Annotated in this window: 22 protein-coding genes; 9 read left to right on the top strand and 13 right to left on the bottom strand. The window is 66.4% G+C overall.

Annotated features, from left to right (window positions below; all coding sequences use genetic code 11):
* Positions 1 to 192: 192 nt before the first annotated feature.
* The 3 genes from GGR47_RS15210 (at position 193) to ribA (ending at position 3,075) form a co-directional block, all read left to right on the top strand.
* Positions 193 to 807: a LolA family protein gene (locus tag GGR47_RS15210; RefSeq protein ID WP_017980532.1), complete on the top strand. Its 615-nt coding sequence runs from the start codon at positions 193 to 195 to the stop codon at positions 805 to 807.
* A 421-nt stretch (positions 808 to 1,228) separates the two neighbouring features.
* Positions 1,229 to 2,011 (top strand): exodeoxyribonuclease III, encoded by a 783-nt coding sequence (locus GGR47_RS15215; protein WP_147036895.1) that lies wholly within the window; start codon positions 1,229 to 1,231, stop codon positions 2,009 to 2,011.
* Positions 2,011 to 3,075 (top strand): GTP cyclohydrolase II, encoded by a 1,065-nt coding sequence (ribA, locus tag GGR47_RS15220; protein WP_147036894.1) that lies wholly within the window; start codon positions 2,011 to 2,013, stop codon positions 3,073 to 3,075. The genes GGR47_RS15215 and ribA overlap by 1 nt, the downstream gene beginning before the upstream one ends.
* 6 nt (positions 3,076 to 3,081) lie before the next feature.
* Here ribA and GGR47_RS15225 read toward each other — a convergent pair whose 3' ends face one another.
* From GGR47_RS15225 to GGR47_RS15280, 12 genes are all read right to left on the bottom strand, one after another.
* Complete coding sequence (locus GGR47_RS15225) at positions 3,082 to 3,570, bottom strand: MmcB family DNA repair protein (protein WP_017980529.1); 489 nt, start codon at positions 3,568 to 3,570, stop codon at positions 3,082 to 3,084.
* Between the two features lie 49 nt (positions 3,571 to 3,619).
* The gene (locus GGR47_RS15230; protein WP_017980528.1) at positions 3,620 to 4,282 is read right to left on the bottom strand and encodes a cell wall hydrolase; all 663 of its coding nucleotides are present in this window, start codon (positions 4,280 to 4,282) and stop codon (positions 3,620 to 3,622) included.
* Positions 4,283 to 4,435: 153 nt separating this feature from the next.
* On the bottom strand, positions 4,436 to 4,762 hold the full coding sequence (locus tag GGR47_RS15235; RefSeq protein ID WP_017980527.1) for a DUF1491 family protein: 327 nt from the start codon (positions 4,760 to 4,762) through the stop codon (positions 4,436 to 4,438).
* Entirely contained in the window at positions 4,759 to 5,226 is a 468-nt protein-coding gene (locus tag GGR47_RS15240) for a PaaI family thioesterase (RefSeq protein ID WP_017980526.1), read from the bottom strand. Before GGR47_RS15240 ends, GGR47_RS15235 begins: the two co-directional genes overlap by 4 nt.
* Entirely contained in the window at positions 5,223 to 5,687 is a 465-nt protein-coding gene (locus GGR47_RS15245; RefSeq protein ID WP_017980525.1) for a PTS sugar transporter subunit IIA, read from the bottom strand. Before GGR47_RS15245 ends, GGR47_RS15240 begins: the two co-directional genes overlap by 4 nt.
* A gap of 66 nt (positions 5,688 to 5,753) precedes the next feature.
* Positions 5,754 to 6,368, bottom strand: a complete 615-nt coding sequence (gene hpf / locus GGR47_RS15250; RefSeq protein WP_063689806.1) for a ribosome hibernation-promoting factor, HPF/YfiA family — start codon at positions 6,366 to 6,368, stop codon at positions 5,754 to 5,756.
* Between the two features lie 50 nt (positions 6,369 to 6,418).
* Positions 6,419 to 7,114 (bottom strand): DNA polymerase III subunit epsilon, encoded by a 696-nt coding sequence (gene dnaQ, locus GGR47_RS15255; protein WP_147036893.1) that lies wholly within the window; start codon positions 7,112 to 7,114, stop codon positions 6,419 to 6,421.
* A 7-nt stretch (positions 7,115 to 7,121) separates the two neighbouring features.
* Positions 7,122 to 7,724, bottom strand: a complete 603-nt coding sequence (gene coaE, locus GGR47_RS15260) for a dephospho-CoA kinase (RefSeq protein WP_147036896.1) — start codon at positions 7,722 to 7,724, stop codon at positions 7,122 to 7,124.
* A gap of 11 nt (positions 7,725 to 7,735) precedes the next feature.
* Positions 7,736 to 8,548 carry a shikimate dehydrogenase gene (aroE, locus tag GGR47_RS15265; protein ID WP_147036892.1) on the bottom strand — a complete coding sequence of 271 codons (813 nt, stop codon included), beginning with the start codon at positions 8,546 to 8,548 and terminating at the stop codon, positions 7,736 to 7,738.
* Complete coding sequence (locus GGR47_RS15270; RefSeq protein ID WP_147036891.1) at positions 8,545 to 8,892, bottom strand: hypothetical protein; 348 nt, start codon at positions 8,890 to 8,892, stop codon at positions 8,545 to 8,547. Before GGR47_RS15270 ends, aroE begins: the two co-directional genes overlap by 4 nt.
* Complete coding sequence (locus tag GGR47_RS15275; RefSeq protein ID WP_147036890.1) at positions 8,889 to 9,482, bottom strand: Maf family protein; 594 nt, start codon at positions 9,480 to 9,482, stop codon at positions 8,889 to 8,891. The genes GGR47_RS15270 and GGR47_RS15275 overlap by 4 nt, the downstream gene beginning before the upstream one ends.
* A 132-nt stretch (positions 9,483 to 9,614) precedes the next feature.
* Positions 9,615 to 10,424: a pyruvate, water dikinase regulatory protein gene (locus GGR47_RS15280; RefSeq protein ID WP_017980517.1), complete on the bottom strand. Its 810-nt coding sequence runs from the start codon at positions 10,422 to 10,424 to the stop codon at positions 9,615 to 9,617.
* 366 nt (positions 10,425 to 10,790) lie between these two features.
* On the opposite strand from GGR47_RS15280, the gene hemE reads away from it, so the two are divergent.
* From hemE to GGR47_RS15300, 4 genes are all read left to right on the top strand, one after another.
* On the top strand, positions 10,791 to 11,756 hold the full coding sequence (gene hemE / locus GGR47_RS15285) for a uroporphyrinogen decarboxylase (protein ID WP_244305196.1): 966 nt from the start codon (positions 10,791 to 10,793) through the stop codon (positions 11,754 to 11,756).
* A complete protein-coding gene (locus GGR47_RS15290) occupies positions 11,756 to 12,202 on the top strand; it encodes a CopD family protein (RefSeq protein ID WP_147036888.1) in 447 nt (148 codons plus the stop codon). Before hemE ends, GGR47_RS15290 begins: the two co-directional genes overlap by 1 nt.
* A gap of 166 nt (positions 12,203 to 12,368) precedes the next feature.
* Positions 12,369 to 13,625, top strand: a complete 1,257-nt coding sequence (gene rho, locus GGR47_RS15295) for a transcription termination factor Rho (RefSeq protein ID WP_024310316.1) — start codon at positions 12,369 to 12,371, stop codon at positions 13,623 to 13,625.
* Positions 13,626 to 13,965: 340 nt separating this feature from the next.
* Positions 13,966 to 14,670: a TerC family protein gene (locus tag GGR47_RS15300; RefSeq protein ID WP_029720500.1), complete on the top strand. Its 705-nt coding sequence runs from the start codon at positions 13,966 to 13,968 to the stop codon at positions 14,668 to 14,670.
* 33 nt (positions 14,671 to 14,703) lie between these two features.
* Here the strand turns inward: GGR47_RS15300 and GGR47_RS15305 are convergent, their stop codons facing one another.
* Positions 14,704 to 15,414: a dienelactone hydrolase family protein gene (locus GGR47_RS15305; protein WP_063687040.1), complete on the bottom strand. Its 711-nt coding sequence runs from the start codon at positions 15,412 to 15,414 to the stop codon at positions 14,704 to 14,706.
* Between the two features lie 72 nt (positions 15,415 to 15,486).
* Here GGR47_RS15305 and GGR47_RS15310 point away from each other — a divergent pair, with 72 nt between their 5' ends.
* Positions 15,487 to 15,732, top strand: coding sequence for a DUF6489 family protein (locus GGR47_RS15310; RefSeq protein ID WP_183949584.1), 246 nt, complete (start codon positions 15,487 to 15,489; stop codon positions 15,730 to 15,732).
* A complete protein-coding gene (gene mnmE / locus GGR47_RS15315; protein ID WP_147036234.1) occupies positions 15,732 to 17,006 on the top strand; it encodes a tRNA uridine-5-carboxymethylaminomethyl(34) synthesis GTPase MnmE in 1,275 nt (424 codons plus the stop codon). The genes GGR47_RS15310 and mnmE overlap by 1 nt, the downstream gene beginning before the upstream one ends.
* Positions 17,007 to 17,036: the final 30 nt, after the last annotated feature.

A 17,036-nucleotide genomic window follows, 5' to 3' on the forward strand; every position in this document is an offset into this window, starting at 1 on the left:
GCTCTTCCCTCTCCCATTGGGAGAGGGAGGGAGCGGCGCAGCCGCGGAAGGGTGAGGATGGGCCCACGACATCACCTTCAAAAACGAACCGATCGTTTTCTTTTGGGTGTTCATGTCGTCCATGTTCCCGGCACCAACACCCGTCCCGACAGTTAAGGGCCGGTTCAACGCCTTCCCCGCATCAGGACCCGCATGACCCGATACGCTCTTGCTCTCGCCCTGCCGATCGCACTCGTCGCGCCGGCCGCTCTGCCCGCCCAGGCGACCGGCGACCTCGCCGCGGTGCAGCGCCACCTCCAGTCGGTCGAGACGATGACCGCCGACTTCACGCAGACCGACCGCAACGGCAAGGTGCTGACCGGTACGTTCACGCTGAAGAAGCCGGGCAAGCTGCGCTTCCAGTATGAAAAGGGCGTGCCGATCCTGATCGTGGCAGAGGGCGGCGCGCTGACCTTCATCGATTATTCGGTGCGGCAGGTGCAGCGCTGGCCGATCAAGAATTCGCCGCTGGGCGTGCTGCTCGATCCGACGCGCGACATCACCCGTTATGCCAAGCTCGTCCAGACGGGGAACGACCGCGTCGTCTCGGTCGAGGCAAACGATCCCAAGCACCCCGAATATGGCAAGATCACGCTGATCTTCGCCCGCGACTCGGCGGCCCCGGCCGGACTCGCGCTGCAGGGCTGGGTCGCACTCGACAGCCAGAACAACCGGACGACGATTCGCCTGTCAAATCAGCGATTCGGCGTGCCGGTCAGCGACCAGACGTTCAAATGGAACGATCCGCGGAGGCCGAACGTCCGCTGAGCCGGGTTCATTCATGTACCCGACAGGTTTGCTGGCCTAGAGACGTCCTCGCGGATGTGGGGCGTTCGGGATTTTTTCCCCCTGTTGCCCGGATGACCATCAACCACTTCCCGCCTGCGTGACGAACGCTAGGTCGGCCCTCGCTCCATGCCCCCGGAGCGAGGGCCTTTCCGTTCATGCGGGGCAAGCCCGCATGGACCGGCCGGCGGGCAGAGCCCGTCCGACGTCATGGGCTTCGCGCATGACGCGCCCCCTCTCCCGTTCGCCCAGAGCCGGTCGAAGGGCACGTTGCCACCAGTGTGGGGCTCGGGGAAAGCTGCCCTTCGACAGGTTCAGGGCGAACGGAAGGCGCGTGGCGCATACGGCCCCAAGGTCGGCCCGAACCTTGCCCCCCTCCCCGCCCCCGCCTAGATGCACCGGCGTGAAGATCGTCTCCTGGAACATCAATTCGGTCCGCTTCCGGATCGCCATCGTCGAACAGTTCCTGCGCGAGGTGGAACCCGACATCCTGTGCCTCCAGGAAACCAAGGTCGTCGACGCCGACTTCCCGTTCGATGCCTTCCGCGCGCTCGGCTACGACCATATCGTCATTCACGGCCAGCGCATGCACCATGGTGTCGCGATCCTCAGCCGCGTGCCGCTGGTCGAGGACGACCGCTTCGACTGGCAGGCGAACCAGGAAGCGCGCCACGTCGGCGTCCGCCTGCCCAACGGCGTCCGGCTGGAAAACGTCTACGTCCCCGCCGGCGGCGACGTCCCCGATCGCGACGTAAACCCCAAATTCGGCCAGAAGCTCGACTTCGTCGAACGGATGACGCGCTGGTCGGAAACGCTCGACGTGCCGACCATCCTGACCGGCGATTTCAACATCGCGCCGCTGCCCAGCGACGTGTGGAGCCACAAGGCGCTGCTGAAGGTCGTCAGCCACACCCCCATTGAGGTCGAGGCGCTCGATCGCCTCCAGGCCTCGAACGATTGGGTCGACCTGGGGCGGCATTTCCACCCCGCCCCCGCGCGCCTTCACACGTGGTGGAGCTATCGCTCGCGCGACTGGACCAAGAACGACCGCGGCCGCCGGCTCGACCATATGTGGGCGACGCGCGACGTCGCGGAGAAGGCCACGGCGCACGTCGTCCACGAAGCCTGCCGCAGCTGGCTGAGCCCATCGGACCATGTGCCGATCCTGACCGAGTTCGCCTTCTGATGAGCGCGTCCGCCCGCGATGTCGCGCGCGCGATCGACGCGCTGCGCCGCGGCTGGCCGATCGCCATCGCCGCGCCGGGTGAGGCCCCCCTGCCCCTGCTCGCGGTCGAGACTGCCGATCCGATCGGGCTCGAATCCTTCGCGGGCGGTGGCACATTCCCGCTGCTCATCTCCAACGGCCGCGCCGCGACGCTGAAGCTGACCAACCAGCTCGCCGCCGCCGATCCCGACACGCCGGTCGCGATCGAGCCGGCGCCGTGGCTCGACTTTTCTACCGCGGTCGCGCTCGCCGATCCGCAATTCGATCTCGCGACGCCGCTGAAAGGACCGTTCCGCACGATGGCGATCGATCGCCCGGCGGCGAGTCTCGCGGCCATCCGGCTGGCGCGGATCGCAGGACTGCTGCCGGCCTTCGTCCTCGACGGCGCCGGCGCAGAGGTGACGATCGATCCCGCCGCAATCGACGCGCATCAGGCATCCGGCGCATTGCGTCTCGCGACGCGCGCCCGGTTGCCGGTCGACGGCGCCGAGGATGCCGAGATCGTCGCGTTTCGATCGCCCGATTCGAGCGACGAACATGTCGCACTTCTGGTTGGCCAGCCCAATGGATCGCCGCCGCTGGTCCGCCTGCATAGCGAATGCCTGACCGGCGACGTGCTCGGCAGCCTGAAATGCGATTGCGGACCGCAGCTGCGCGCGGCGATCGAAGCGATCAAGGCGCAGGGCTGGGGCATGTTGCTGTATCTGCGACAGGAGGGCCGTGGGATCGGCCTGGTCAACAAGCTGCGCGCGTACGCGTTACAGGATCAGGGGTTCGATACGGTCGATGCCAACACGCGGCTGGGCTTTGCGATCGACGCCCGCGATTTCGGCGTGGCGGCGCGGATGCTGTCGCTGCTGGGGCAGCGCACCGTGCGGCTGTTGACCAACAACCCGGCCAAGGTTGCGGGACTGGAAGCGGCGGGCGTGACGGTGATCGAACGCGTCGCGCACGCGCTGCCGCCCAACCCCCATAATGCGCGCTATCTGGCGACGAAGCGGGACCGGACCGGCCACCAGCTCTGACTTCGCTCAGACGAACGCCTCCGGGTCGGTGAGTCCCGTCAGCCGTCGCGCCGCGCGCCGCGCGAAGGCGAGGGTGCAGCGTTTGCGAACGTGCGCGGCCAGCGGCACGCTATGCGCCTCACGCAGGATCGCCGCATCGTAACGATCGGCGACGATCACGCCCGTCCGCTCCGGCAGGAACGCCGCACCGTCCAGCGGCGCGGTATCGAACCCCGCCGGCACCGCCCAGTAATACCGGTCGCAGTGACCGAGATAGTCGGGCCATTTGCCGTCACCCATCAGGTCGGCGCGCGACACCTTGATCTCGACGATCACCAACTGTCCGCGCGCGTCGATCGCCATCAGGTCGGCACGGCGGCCGCCCTCCAGCGGGACTTCGGGGATGGTGACGAGGTCGTGGCGCAGCAGCATCCGCGTGACGCCGCGCGCGACGTCGGCGGCGCAGATCGCGGGATCGCCGCCCTCAACGCAAGAAACCGGAGCCATGTCGAGCATGACCCCGGTTTAGAACATTCGGCGAACGAGGCAAGCGCCCCGTGGCGGATCAACGATAGAAGACGTGGTTGCCGATCATCGCGATCTTGGTGACATTGGCACCGGGGCGACGGTTCGGCGTGTTGAAGAACAGTGCCTTCGGAGCCGGGCTGTCCCACGCCGCGTCCAGCGCGACGCGCGCGACGGCGAGGGCGGTGCGGTAGGTCGCGCGGCCTTCGTCGATCGCCGGGATTTCACCGTGGCGCACGAAGCTGAACTGGCCGCGCTGCTTCACGACCGAGCAGATGTCGCTGGGGAAGCGGCCCGACTTCGAGCGGTTGATGATGACGTTGGCGACGGCGAGCTGGCCCGCGAGCGGTTCGCCCTTCGATTCGAAATAGATCGCGCCGGCGAGGCAGCGCTGCGTCTCGTCGACGTCGGCGCTGTCCTGCGCGGCAACGGCTTCGGCGAGGCTGTTATACTCTTCGTCTTCGCTGGCTTCGACCGTGGGGAGCGGCTGGACCACCGGCTTAGCGGGTCCGAACGTCGCGGCAACGGGAGCGGGAGAGACGGGGACCGATGCCGGAACGACCGGATCGGTGGAGGGGGCGGTCGGCGCGGGAATCGCGGTGCGATTCAGATCCGAGGCCCGGACCGGCGAGCTGTGGCTGATCAGGCCCGCCAGAGAGAAAGACATCACCGCGATGGCCGCGGCGCGCTGCAAAATCGTCATCAACGTATTCGATATGCGGTTGGACCACGGACCCGATCAGTCAGGCTGATCGTCCGGGCATCCCCCCGACTGCGTCACCGACCCGGATCGCACCCAGGCGCGGCACAACGCGCATTCAACGTGCGCGAGCCATCGTCACACATCCGTCACGAGTCAATTCGACAGGATCGTTTCAGCGGCGAACCGTTCGGCTTCCGGGATATCCAGTTCGACGACCCATAGATCGGGGTCGCGACTGCACCGCCGCCGCCAATAGGCTTCGGCACCATCGGGCGGGACCGATTCGGCTAGAATCGCCACGCCATCGAAATCGATCGTGCGTTCGAGAACCCGAACCGGAGATGAACGGGATTCGATCAGCAGCAGAATTGCGCCCCCTTGCGGATCGCCCTTCGCCCGCACCATCGCCATGCCGCCCGCATCGTTGACCCGGCGCAGCAGCGCCCCGACCACCAGATGCGTCGGCAGCCGATCGCTCACGGTGCGGCGCGATAGCCGGGCAGGCCGGACAGCGCGATCTGCGAGCGCATGAACGTGCCGGTGCCGCGCGCCGCCTCCTCGCCATCGGCATCGATCAGCCGCGCATCGGCGACATAGACGCGGCGCTTGCCGCTGATCCAGCGCCCTTCGGCGATGACGGGCCCCGCCTTCATCGGCCGGGTAAGCAGCAGGTTGAACGCCGTCGTCAGCAGAAACCGGTCGGTGACGAGGCTGTTCGCCGCATAGAAAGCGGCGTCGTCCAGCATCTTGAAATAGCTGGTGCCATGCGCGGCGCCGGCTGCGTGATAATGTTCGGGCCCGATCAGGAAGTGGATGCGCGCGACACCCGCCGCAACGATCTCCAGCCGCGATTCGAACAGGCGGTTGATCGGTGCGGCAGCGTAGAGCGATTCGAGGCTGCGATAATGCGCCTGTGCGCCGCTGTCGTCGGCCGTCCCGCTCACGCCGCGTCGCGTGCCGCGTCGGCGGTGAACAGCGCGTAGAGCGCATCGGGCGAACCCGCGCCGCGCAGCTTCGTAAGGAACGTCCGGTCGCGTAAACGCCGCGACACGCGGGCGAGCGCCTTCAGATGATCCGCACCGGCATCGACCGGCGACAGCAGCATGAACACCAGGTCGACGGGCAGATCGTCGACCGCGTCGAATTCGATCGGCTGGGCAAGGCGCATGAAGACGCCGGTCACCGCGGGCAGATCGGGCAGGCGCGCATGCGGGATGGCGACGCCGCCGCCGAAGCCGGTCGAGCCGATCTTCTCGCGCGCCGCCAGCAATTCGGCGGTCAGGCGACCGTCGATACCCAGGCCCTCGGCCGCGGTCGCAAGCTGCGCGAACAAGGCCTTTTTATGCGCGACGGCGACGTCCTTATAGACCGCCTCGGGGCGCAGCAGATCGCTGAAGTCGTTCATCCCGGTCTCGAATAAAAGAAAAGGGCCCCGCCGGGCCCGTAACAGTACCGGCGGGGGGTGGAAAGATCAGCTTGCGGCGGGCTGCTGTGCCTGCACGCTGCCGCGCTGCGGCTCGACCCAGCCGATGGTGCCGTCGCCGCGACGATAGACCATATTGTAGGCGCCCGTGCCCGCATTCTTGAACAGGAGCGCCGCGGTATTTCGCAGGTCGAGCATCATCACCGCATCCGACACGCTGGCATCGGGGATGTCGACGCGCGTTTCGGCGATGATGAGCGGCGCGTCGCCCACATCCTCTTCGGTGGCGGCCGGTTCCTGGAACAGCGTATAGCCCGCATTGTCATAGCCCATGTCTTCCTGAATGGCCGCCGCCTCGCTGGCGTGGCGATCCTTCAGGCGGCGCATGTAGCGACGCAGCTGCTTTTCGATCTTTTCGGCTGCCCCGTCGAACGCGAGGTGCGCCTCTTGCGCCTGGTGGCTGCCCTTCAGCACCAGACCCTTCATGACGTGCACCACGATATCGCAGCGGAAACCGACGTCATGCGGCCCCTTGCCGAACGTCACTTCGGACGAAATGGCACGTGCGAAATGCTTGGTGGCGATACCCTGAAGCCGGTCGCTCACATGATCCTTGAGCGCGTCGCCGGTTGCGACCTGATGACCAGAAATCCGGATATCCATCGTCTTCTCCATTGATAGGGGCTGACCTGTTGGCCTTTGCCCGGTTGGCGTTAATCGAACGCCGCGACCCCCCAGATTGGATCCTGCAACTTGGAAACAAATGCCGCATGGGCGGCAAGTTCCGCCTCGGACGGGCGAAAGGTGCGCGGCGGGCGTACCGTGACCGGGCGGCGGACGACCGGCGCCAGCGTGTCCGCGGTCGCGACTTCGCTGATTAGCCCCAGGCCGATCTGCCGTCCGCCCATCAGCTCGACATAGACCTGCGCCAGCAGCTGCGCGTCGAGCAACGCGCCATGGTGGACACGGTGCGACCGGTCGACGCCGTAGCGGGTGCAAAGCGCATCGAGCGTATGTTTGGCGCCGGGATGGCGGCTGCGCGCGATCTGCAGCGTATCGACCATCCGCGTCTTGTGGCAGATTGGCGGGAAGCCGAGCGCGCCCAATTCGCCGTTCAGGAAGCCGAAGTCGAACGAGGCGTTGTGCGCGACGAGCGGCGCATCGCCCAGAAAGTCGAGCAGCTCCGCCACGCCCTCGGCGAACACCGGAAACTTCGACAGGAATGCCGCAGACAGGCCGTGGATGCGCTCGGCATCGGCCGGCATGTCGCGTTCGGGGTGATAATAAGCGTGGAAAGTGCGGCCGGTTTCGACCCGGTTGACCATCTCGACACAGCCGATCTCGACCAACCGATCGCCTTCGCTGAATTTGAATCCGGTGGTCTCGGTATCGAAGACGATCTCACGCATTACCCTCTTATCCGCCTGCTTCGACCCTCATGCAAGCGATCACGCGGCGGACAGCCTCTCGCGTCTGATCGATCGCGACATCGGTGGCGATGACGACGTCGGCACGCGTGCGTTTCTCCGCATCGGGCATCTGGCGCGCGAGGATGGCGTCGAATTTCGCGGGCGTCATGCCGGGGCGGGCGAGCGTGCGCGCGCGCTGCACCTCCGGGGCTGCCGAGACGACCGCGATCCGATCGACATGCGCGTCGCCACCGGTTTCGAAGAGCAGGGGAATGTCGAAGACGACGAACGGCGCATCGGCGTTGGCGGCGAGGAAAGCCGCACGCTCCTCGGCTACGGCCGGGTGAACGATCCCCTCCAGCCGGCGCATCGCATCGTCATCGCCAAGGACGGCCGCCGACAGTTTCGCCCGATCCACACCCCTATTCGACGTGGTGCCTGGAAACGCTGCCTCGATCGCTGCGACGACGCGGCCGCCGGGGCCTTGCAGGCGATGCACCGTCGCGTCGGCGTCGAACACCGGCACATCGTCATCGGCAAACATCGTGGCAACCGTCGACTTGCCCATACCGATCGAGCCCGTGAGGCCGAGGATCAGCGGGCGCGCGATAGACGGAGCGGTCACGCCAGCAGCGCCTCGCGAAGCTCCTCGTCGCGGTCGCGTGGGGGTGCGACGCCGAAGAACAGTTCGAACGCCAGCGCCGCCTGACCGATCAGCATTTCGAGTCCATCGACCGTCTCCAGTCCCCGCGCGCGCGCCGCCGCGAGCAGCGGCGTTTCGAGCGGCGAATAGACGATGTCGTAGACGACGCTATCGTCGTCGAGGTCAGGCAGATCGACGGGAAGGGAAGGCTGGCCGGTCATGCCGAGCGTGCTGGCGTTGACCAGCAGCGCCGTGTCGGGCGGCACCGGTGCGGTCAGCGGCAGCGCCTGCCCCTTGAGGCCGAAGGACGACAGCAACACCCCCGCCTTCAACACGTTGCGGTTGAGCAGCGTCACCGGCCCCACGTTCATCCGGGCGAGCGCGAACAGCACCGCGCGCGCCGCGCCGCCGGCCCCGATCACTGTGACCGGCCGATCGGCGAAATCGAACCCGGCGATCGGCGCATAGAAGCCGCCCGCATCGGTGTTGGTCCCGACCAGCGCGCCGTCCTCCGCGCGGAAGACGGTGTTGATCGCGCCGATGCCGCTGCGCACATCCCCGCGGTCCTCGACATGGTCGAGCGCGGCAAGCTTGTGCGGCATCGTGATGTTGCAGCCACGCCAGGCGGGATCCTCGCGCCGCTCGGCGAAGAAGCGCGGCAGGTCGTCGGTGGTCACCAGCGTCTTGCGATAGTCGGCATCGAGGCCCAGCTGATCGAGCCAGAAGCGATGGATGATCGGCGATTTCGACTGGGCGATCGGATCGCCGATCACGTCTGCATAAGGGGTCATGAAGAATTCCGGCATTCGAAGCGACCGTCGCAGACGAGGTCGATGGTGAGCGCGCCCACACCGATCAGCACGACCGGCGCGGCAAGCGCGAGGATGGCGGCGAGCAGCAACGGGCGACGTTTCGCTGCGAATTGCGCCAGCGCCGCGACGATGCCGAGGACCAGCGCGCCGATCAGGCAGGGCAAGGCAGACATCAGGCCGACGAACAGCACGGTCAGTGGCCAGCCGCCCGCATTCGGTGAATCATAGAGCATCGGCGAAAACAGGATCGCCATCGCCGCGAACGGCAGGCCGAGGCCGGCGATCACCGCAACGATGATGGCCAGCGCGCGATCCCCGTTCATGCGAGCAGCATCCCGCGAACGCGCAGATAATCGAGCACGTTGAGCAGCGGCAGCCCCAGCACGGTGAACTGGCTGCCCTCGATGCGGCTGAACAGCTGCGCGCCGGGCCCTTCGATTCGATAGCAACCGACGCAGCCGCTGATCGCCGGCCATTCCTGGTCGAGATACGCCTGGATGAAGGCGGGGGAGAGGGGGCGGACATGCATCCGCGCCGCCTCGACATGGCGCCAGACCGGGCGTTCGGCTTCGGCGATCACTGCGGCGCTCCACAATTCATGGCGCGTGCCCGACATGGCGGCGAGATGCTCGGCCGCCTGTTCACGACTCTCGGGCTTGTCGAGCAGGCGACCATCGGCGAGCGCGACGACGCTGTCGCTGCCCAGCACCAGCCGGTCGGGATGGCGCAGGCTGACCTTCACCGCCTTCAATTCGGCAAGCGCATCGGCAAGGTCGCGCGGGGATCGACCGGCGAGCGACGCCTTGGCGGCATCCTCGTCGACGCCCGCGGCGGTCGCGTCGAACGGCACGCCCGCGGCGGTAAGCATCGCTCGGCGCGACGCGCTTTGCGAGGCGAGGAGGAGGGGGGTCATCTCAAATCTCCGTCATTCCCGCGAAGGCGGGAATCCAGAACCACTGACGCTGGTGATAGAGCCGCAACGGTAGCGCGTCTGGATCCCCGCCTGCGCGGGGATGACGGCTGTGGGGGAACGGCAGCAGACGCATCACCCCTTCCGCTCATTCGCCAGCGCGATGATCGCCGCGGCCGTCTCCTCGATCGAGCGGCGCGTCACGTCGATCACTGGCCAGCCGTTGTCGGCGAACATGCGCCGCGCAAAGGCGATCTCGCGCGTCACCGCTTCCTCCTCGACATAGGCCGTGTCGGGCATCTGGTTGAGCGACAGCAGGCGGTTGCGCCGGATCTGGATCAGCCGGTCGGCGCTGGTCGTCAGTCCGACGACGAGCGGACGCTTCAGGTCGAACAGCATCCGCGGCGGCGGACTTTCGACGACGATCGGGATGTTCGCCGTCTTCCACCCCCGGTTGGCGAGATAGATGGAGGTCGGCGTCTTCGACGATCGCGACACGCCTGCGAGGACGATATCCGCCTCTTCCCAATCCTCGTGCGCGATACCGTCGTCATGCGCGATCGTCCATTGGATCGCATCGACGCGGGCGAAATAGGCGGCATCGAGCGCATGCTGGCGCCCCGGCCGCGCCTTCGCCTGCTGGCCGAGCAAGCCCGACAGCGCATCGTTGACCGGATCGAGCGGCGCCACCGCCGGCAACCCCAGCGCCAGACACCGCTGCTCCAGGATGCGGCGGGTCGCGGCGTTGACCAGCGTGAAGATCACCAGCCCGGGGTTCTGCGCGATCTCCTGCAGAATGCGCTCCAGATGCGCCTCGGTGCGCACCATCGGCCAGAAATGGCGCACGGTCTCGACGTCGTCATATTGCGCGAGCGCGGCCTTCGCGATGTTCTCCAGCGTCTCACCGGTCGAGTCCGATAGAAGGTGGAGGTGGAGGCGCATCATCGCGACCTCCCGGGCAGACCTGTGGACAACATGGGGATGATCGATAGGACAAGTCGGCAGGTCCGCCAAGCGACCCTCACGCCGTGGACAACCCGCATTTCATCCACATGTTCGCCAACATGGCACGTTTTTATCCACAGATCGTGGAAAACGGGGACATGGCGAACCGAATCGACACGATTCCGCGCGTCCTTGCCCGTCAACCTGTGGGTGATTAGGGCATGAAACCGCTTATCCCGTATTCCACGTGCCAATCACTTCATCATCCTTTCTAAGAATCTTATTATAGGAAGAAGGACGCTGACCGATCCTGTGAACAAGCCGCTGCTCGCCACGCTGAAGGGTGCGAAGCCGGCCGTGCCGCCGATGTGGCTCATGCGTCAGGCCGGGCGCTATCTGCCCGAGTATCGCGCGCTGCGGGCGGAGAAGGGCGGCTTCCTGGCGCTCGCCACCGATCCGATCGCGGCAGCCGAGGTGACGCTGCAACCGATCCGCCGCTTCGGCTTCGACGGCGCGATCCTGTTCTCCGATATCCTGATGGTGCCCTGGGCGCTGGGGCAGGAGCTGACGTTCGGCCCGGGTGAGGGACCGCGACTGACCCCGCCGTTGGTCGATCATGCGCTGGGGGCGCTGGAACGGGTGCCTCAGCGCCTCGAGTCGGTCTATGCCACCTGTGAGCGGGTGGCCGCTGCCTTGCCGCCTGAGACCGCCTTTCTGGGCTTTGCCGGCAGTCCCTGGACGGTCGCGACCTATATGGTGGCGGGGCAGGGGTCAAAGGACCAAGGCGAGACGCGCGGTTTCGCTTATGCCGACCCGGCTGCGTTCGGCGCGATCATCGATGCGATCGTCGCCATGACGATCGACTATCTCGCACGCCAGATCGAAAGCGGCGTCGAAGCGGTGCAACTGTTCGATAGCTGGGCAGGATCGCTGTCGCCCGACCAGTTCGAACGCTGGGTGATCGCCCCCAATGCGGCGATCGTCGCCGGGCTGCGGGCGCGGTGTCCGAACGCGGTCATCATCGGCTTTCCCAAGGGGGCAGGGGGCAAGCTCCCCGCCTATGCCCGAGACACCGGCGTCGACGCGATCGGATTGGATGAGACGGTCGATCCGGCCTGGGCGGACGCGGTGCTGCCGCAGGGGTTGCCGGTGCAGGGCAATCTCGACCCATTGGCGTTGCTCGCCGGCGGTGCGGCCTTGGACGCGGGCATCGATCGGGTGCTCTCCGCCTTCCGTCACCGGCCGCACGTCTTCAACCTCGGCCATGGCATCGGCCAGTTCACCCCGATCGCGCATGTCGAACATCTGATCCAACGGGTTAGGAACGCATAATGGAAGCCCTGGCAGGCGCCTATCTGTGGATCGTCGCGGCGCACGTGATCTTCGTCATCTTCTGGATGGCGGGCCTGTTCATGCTGCCGCGTTACCTCGTCTATCATCAGGAGGCGCTGGCGGCGGGGCGCAGCGACGAGGCGGCGCTTTGGGTGGAGCGCGAGGGCAAGATCCGCAGCATCATCCTGACCCCGGCGATGATCGTGGTATGGGTGCTCGGCCTGACGCTCGCCACCGTGGGCCAGCATTGGGGCGAGGGGTGGCTGCACGCCAAATTCGCCCTCGTGCTGCTGCTGTCGGGCTATCACGGCTGGGCGGTCGGCTATGCCAAAAGGCTGGCGCGGGGCGAGATGCGGCTCGATGGTCGCACGTTGCGCATGATCAACGAGGTGCCGGCGCTGCTGGCGACGGTGATCGTCGTGCTGGTGTTCGTAAAGCCGTTCTGAGCCTGACGCTGTTCTGCGCTTGACGGGGGCCTTGGGCCCTCTTACCTCCTGCCGACGCGTAGAGCCGCCGCCCGGTGGCTCCGCGTTCCTCCTCCGGCTGTTCGTCGCTGCGGTTCCTTCGCCGATCTGAAGCCTCTCCCCACTGCCTACGCATTCGGATTATTCCATGCATCTTAAAGACTTGAAGAAGAAGACCCCCGCCGACCTGGTCAGCATGGCCGAGGAATTGGGGGTCGAGGGCGCCTCGACGCTGCGCAAGCAGGATCTGCTGTTCGCGATCCTGAAGGTGCAGGCGGAGAATGGCGACCAGATCATGGGCCTCGGCACGATCGAGGTTCTGCAGGACGGTTTCGGCTTCCTGCGCTCGCCGGAAGCGAACTATCTTGCCGGCCCGGACGATATCTACGTTTCGCCCAATCAGGTGCGCAAGCACGGCCTGCGTACGGGCGATACCGTCGAAGGCGAGATCCGTGCGCCCAAGGATGGCGAACGCTATTTCGCGCTGACCAAGCTCACCTCGGTGAACTTCGACGATCCCGAAGCCGTCCGCCACCGCGTCAATTTCGACAACCTGACGCCGCTCTACCCGGAATCGAAGCTGACGCTCGATCCCGCCGATCCGACGCAGAAGGACAAGTCGGCGCGCGTCATCGACATCGTCTCGCCGCAGGGCAAGGGCCAGCGCACGCTGATCGTCGCGCCGCCGCGCGTCGGCAAGACGGTGATGCTGCAGAACATCGCCAAGGCGATCACCGACAACCATCCCGAGGTGTTCCTGCTCGTGCTGCTGATCGACGAGCGGCCCGAGGAAGTCACCGACATGCAGCGCAGCGTGAAGGGCGAGGTGGTATCCTCGACCTTCGACGAACCCGCGCAGCGCCACGTCCAGGTCGCCGAAATGGTGATCGAAAAGGCCAAGCGCCTCGTCGAGCACAAGAAGGACGTCGTGATCCTGCTTGACTCGATCACGCGCCTCGGCCGCGCGTACAACACCGTGGTCCCGTCGTCGGGCAAGGTGCTGACCGGCGGTGTCGACGCCAATGCGTTGCAGCGCCCCAAGCGCTTCTTCGGCGCGGCGCGTAACATCGAAGAGGGCGGCTCGCTCTCGATCATCGCCACCGCGCTGATCGATACCGGCAGCCGCATGGACGAAGTCATCTTCGAAGAGTTCAAGGGCACGGGTAACTCCGAAATCGTCCTCGACCGCAAGGTCGCCGACAAGCGCGTCTTCCCGGCGCTGGACGTCGGCAAGTCGGGCACGCGCAAGGAAGAGCTGCTGGTCGACAAGGACAAGCTCAGCAAGCAGTGGGTGCTCCGCCGCATCCTGATGCAGATGGGCACGATCGACGCGATGGAATTCCTGCTCGACAAGATGAAGAATTCGAAGACCAACGAAGACTTCTTCGACAGCATGAACCAATAGCCGCAGCCGAGTGCGGCCTGCCGCATGCTGCGGCAGGACTCGCACCGGCTCGGCCGGCGGGTGCGCCCAGGCGCAACCCGTCCGACGCGGGCTTCGCCCGCGTCCGCCGACTTCCATCCGTCACCCCGGCCGTAGAGCCGGGGTCCCGCTCGCTTTTCTACCGTCCCGGGCAGACATAGCGGGACCCCGGGTCAAGCCCGGGGTGACGACGTGTTGCCCGCGCTTCGTCACCAGCAACACAACGTCACAATCCTCATCCACGCGTCGCCGATGGCTTTTGCGCGTTGCTGCGGTATGCACCACGGCATCAACGGGGAGTAACGACGTGTCCATCATCGCCATGCTGAGCGCGGCCGCCGCCAGCGGGCCGGGGTCTCCGGCCGAGATCTGGCAGCATATCATCAACGATTTTTCGAACATCACGACCCCTGCGGCGCTGTCGGCGTTCGTGCAGGTGCTGATGATCGACGTCGTGCTGGCGGGGGACAATGCGATCGTCGTCGGCGCGTTGGCCGCGGGCCTACCGGTCGATCAGCGCAAGAAGGTCATCCTGATCGGTATCCTCGCCGCGCTCGTCCTGCGGATCATCTTCGCGCTGGCGGTCAGCTGGCTGCTCGGCGTGATCGGGCTGATCTTCGCGGGCGGCATTCTGCTGCTGTGGGTCGCATGGAAGATGTGGCGCGAGCTGCGGGGCGAGCACAACGCCGGCTCACCCGAGGTCGACGGCGACGAGACCGCTGGGCTGAAACCTGCCAAGAGCTTCGCCGCCGCCGCCTGGGCGGTCGCGGTCGCCGACGTGTCGATGAGCCTCGACAACGTGCTCGCCGTTGCCGGCGCGGCGCGCGACCATCCCGGCATCCTGATCATCGGGCTGCTGCTGTCCGTCGCGCTGATGGGCATCGCGGCGAACCTGATCGCCAAATATATCGAGCGCTATCGCTGGATCGCCTACGTTGGGCTGGCGGTGATCGTCTATGTTGCGGGCAAGATGATCTACGAAGGGGTGGTCGACCCCAATGTCGGGCTGATGAAGCTGTTCGGATAAGGGAAGGGGGGCCGCGAAGCCCCCCTTTTCATGTCAGCCGAGGTGCGCCGCGAAGAAGCTGGCGGTGCGTTGATCGGCAAGGTTTGCCGACTCGTCCGAACGGCGCTGACCAAACTCGGTTGCGAAGCCGTGATCCTCACCGGGGTAGTCGAACAGCGTCACCTTCGCATGATCGTCCAGCCCGGCGTGCATGCGGGCCTGCGCATCCTTGTCGACGAAATGATCCTCCTGCGGAATGTGCAGCAGCACCGGGTGCGCGATCGCATGCGCTTCGCCCAACAGTCCGTCGATGCCGACACCATAATAGCCGACGCTAGCGTCTACATCGGTACGGGCCGCCGTCATGAAGGCCAGCCGCCCGCCGAGGCAATAGCCGACGACGCCGACCTTGCCGCCTTCGGCCAGCATCCCCCGCGCGGTGCGGATCGTCGCTTCGATATCGCGGATGCCGGCGTCCTGATCGAACTGCCCCATCAGGTCGAGCGCGCGTTGCATCTGGTCGGGAACGTCGGGGTCCAATTCAACGCCCGGTGCGATCTGCCAGAACAGGTCGGGGGCGAGCGCCAAATAGCCGTCCGCCGCCAGCCGATCGCATTTGCTGCGGATGCCGGCATTCACGCCGAAGATTTCCTGAATGACGACGATTGCCGCACGCGGCGTGCTTGCAGGTTCCGCGACATAGGTGTCGAAACGGCCTTTGCCGTCTAGCGTGTCGATGGTGATCGTCCGGGACGTGGCAGTCATGGGTGCTCCTCTCGCGCAGCCGATCCGGCTGGGCTATGGCAAACGCCACAGGGCCGCAACGGGATGCATGCGATGAAGGTAACGGTGGACATCGATCTGACCCCGGAAGAGGCGCGTCGCGCGATGGGCCTGCCCGACCTGACGCCGCTGCACGAACGCTATGTCGCCGCGATGCTGGAAACGATGAACGGTCAGGTCCGCCCCGAATTGCTTGAAAATATGATGAAGAGCTGGGCGCCGATGGGCGAAGCGGGCTTTGCGATGTGGCGCCAGATGTTCGAGACGGCGACCAAGACGGGCGGCGGCTCGGGCAGCTGATGACGACGATCTTCGCGCTGTCGAGCGGCGCGGCGCCGGCCGGTATCGGGGTCATCCGGGTGAGTGGTCCGGACGCAATGGCGGCGGTGAGCGCGATGGCAGGGACTTTGCCGCCACCCCGCGAGGCACGGGTGCGCGCGTTGCGGGACACCGGGGGCGCTTTGCTCGATCGCGCGCTCGTGCTGGTCTTTCCCGGACCGGCGACAGCGACAGGCGAAGATCTGATCGAACTGCATTGCCATGGCGGCCGTGCGGTGATCGCGGCGGTGCTGCGGGCGCTGGGGGAGCAGCCTGGCCTCCGCCCGGCGGTCGGAGGCGAATTCACACGCCGTGCGCTGGCGAACGGGCGCATCGATCTGGCCGAGGCTGCGGGTCTCGCCGACCTGTTGTCCGCCGACACCGAGCGGCAGCGCGTTGCCGCGCTCGCGGCGGCGGAAGGCGTGGTGAGCCAGCGCGTGCGCGGCTGGCTCGATCGGCTGGCGATGCTGTCGGCGATGGTCGAAGCGCAACTCGACTTTGCCGATGAGGATGATGTCGACGACAACGCGGCGGCGATGGCTGCGGTGGTCGAAGGCCAGCGCGCGCTGGCGGCGGAGCTGGCGGCGGTGCTCGCCAACCCACCCGTCGAACGGCTGCGGGACGGGATCAGCGTCGTCCTTGCCGGCCCACCCAATGCGGGCAAGTCGACGCTCATCAACCTGCTCAGCCAGCGTGAGCTTGCGATCGTTTCGCCGATCGCCGGCACGACCCGGGATCGGATCGAGGCGACCGTGGTGCGGGACGGTCTGGTCTATGTGCTCACCGATACGGCGGGGCTGACCGAGAGCGATGATCCCGTGGAGCAGATCGGCGTCACGCGCGCGGCGAACGCAATGGTTGCGGCGGACGTGCTGCTGTGGCTGGGCGATACCCCGCCACCGCGCGACGATGCGATATGGCTGCACGCGCGGGCTGACGTGCCCGGCCGGGTTGCAGCGGAGGGAACGCGGGCGGCGGTGTCGCAGGATGATGGCGCCAGCGTCGAGGCGGTATGGCGCCTGATTGCTGCGGAGGGGGAGGCCATGGTGCCCCGGAGCGACGCGCTGGCGTTTCGCGAAAGCGAACGCGTGGCCTGCAGAGAAGCTCTGGACGCGATACGACAGCCGGACGGTGACCCGCTCGTCATCGCCGAGCAACTGCGATTGGCACGACGGGCGCTGGCCACGATCCTCGGCATCGATGCCACGGAGACAATGCTCGACGCCCTGTTCGGACGCTTTTGCATCGGCAAGTGATGTTCCACGTGGAACAGTTTTGACGTTCAG

The organism is Sphingomonas aquatilis (assembly GCF_014196115.1).
Lineage (GTDB): Bacteria > Pseudomonadota > Alphaproteobacteria > Sphingomonadales > Sphingomonadaceae > Sphingomonas > Sphingomonas aquatilis.

Coding starts and splice junctions, on each gene's coding strand:
- GGR47_RS15210 (WP_017980532.1), top strand. CDS start 193: ATGACCCGATACGCTCTTGCTCTCGCCCTGCCGATCGCACTCGTCGCG.
- ribA (WP_147036894.1), top strand. CDS start 2,011: ATGAGCGCGTCCGCCCGCGATGTCGCGCGCGCGATCGACGCGCTGCGC.
- GGR47_RS15225 (WP_017980529.1), bottom strand. CDS start 3,570: ATGCTCGACATGGCTCCGGTTTCTTGCGTTGAGGGCGGCGATCCCGCG.
- GGR47_RS15230 (WP_017980528.1), bottom strand. CDS start 4,282: ATGACGATTTTGCAGCGCGCCGCGGCCATCGCGGTGATGTCTTTCTCT.
- GGR47_RS15245 (WP_017980525.1), bottom strand. CDS start 5,687: ATGAACGACTTCAGCGATCTGCTGCGCCCCGAGGCGGTCTATAAGGAC.
- hpf (WP_063689806.1), bottom strand. CDS start 6,368: ATGGATATCCGGATTTCTGGTCATCAGGTCGCAACCGGCGACGCGCTC.
- dnaQ (WP_147036893.1), bottom strand. CDS start 7,114: ATGCGTGAGATCGTCTTCGATACCGAGACCACCGGATTCAAATTCAGC.
- aroE (WP_147036892.1), bottom strand. CDS start 8,548: ATGACCCCTTATGCAGACGTGATCGGCGATCCGATCGCCCAGTCGAAA.
- GGR47_RS15270 (WP_147036891.1), bottom strand. CDS start 8,892: ATGAACGGGGATCGCGCGCTGGCCATCATCGTTGCGGTGATCGCCGGC.
- GGR47_RS15275 (WP_147036890.1), bottom strand. CDS start 9,482: ATGACCCCCCTCCTCCTCGCCTCGCAAAGCGCGTCGCGCCGAGCGATG.
- GGR47_RS15280 (WP_017980517.1), bottom strand. CDS start 10,424: ATGATGCGCCTCCACCTCCACCTTCTATCGGACTCGACCGGTGAGACG.
- hemE (WP_244305196.1), top strand. CDS start 10,791: ATGTGGCTCATGCGTCAGGCCGGGCGCTATCTGCCCGAGTATCGCGCG.
- GGR47_RS15290 (WP_147036888.1), top strand. CDS start 11,756: ATGGAAGCCCTGGCAGGCGCCTATCTGTGGATCGTCGCGGCGCACGTG.
- rho (WP_024310316.1), top strand. CDS start 12,369: ATGCATCTTAAAGACTTGAAGAAGAAGACCCCCGCCGACCTGGTCAGC.
- GGR47_RS15300 (WP_029720500.1), top strand. CDS start 13,966: ATGCTGAGCGCGGCCGCCGCCAGCGGGCCGGGGTCTCCGGCCGAGATC.
- GGR47_RS15305 (WP_063687040.1), bottom strand. CDS start 15,414: ATGACTGCCACGTCCCGGACGATCACCATCGACACGCTAGACGGCAAA.
- GGR47_RS15310 (WP_183949584.1), top strand. CDS start 15,487: ATGAAGGTAACGGTGGACATCGATCTGACCCCGGAAGAGGCGCGTCGC.
- mnmE (WP_147036234.1), top strand. CDS start 15,732: ATGACGACGATCTTCGCGCTGTCGAGCGGCGCGGCGCCGGCCGGTATC.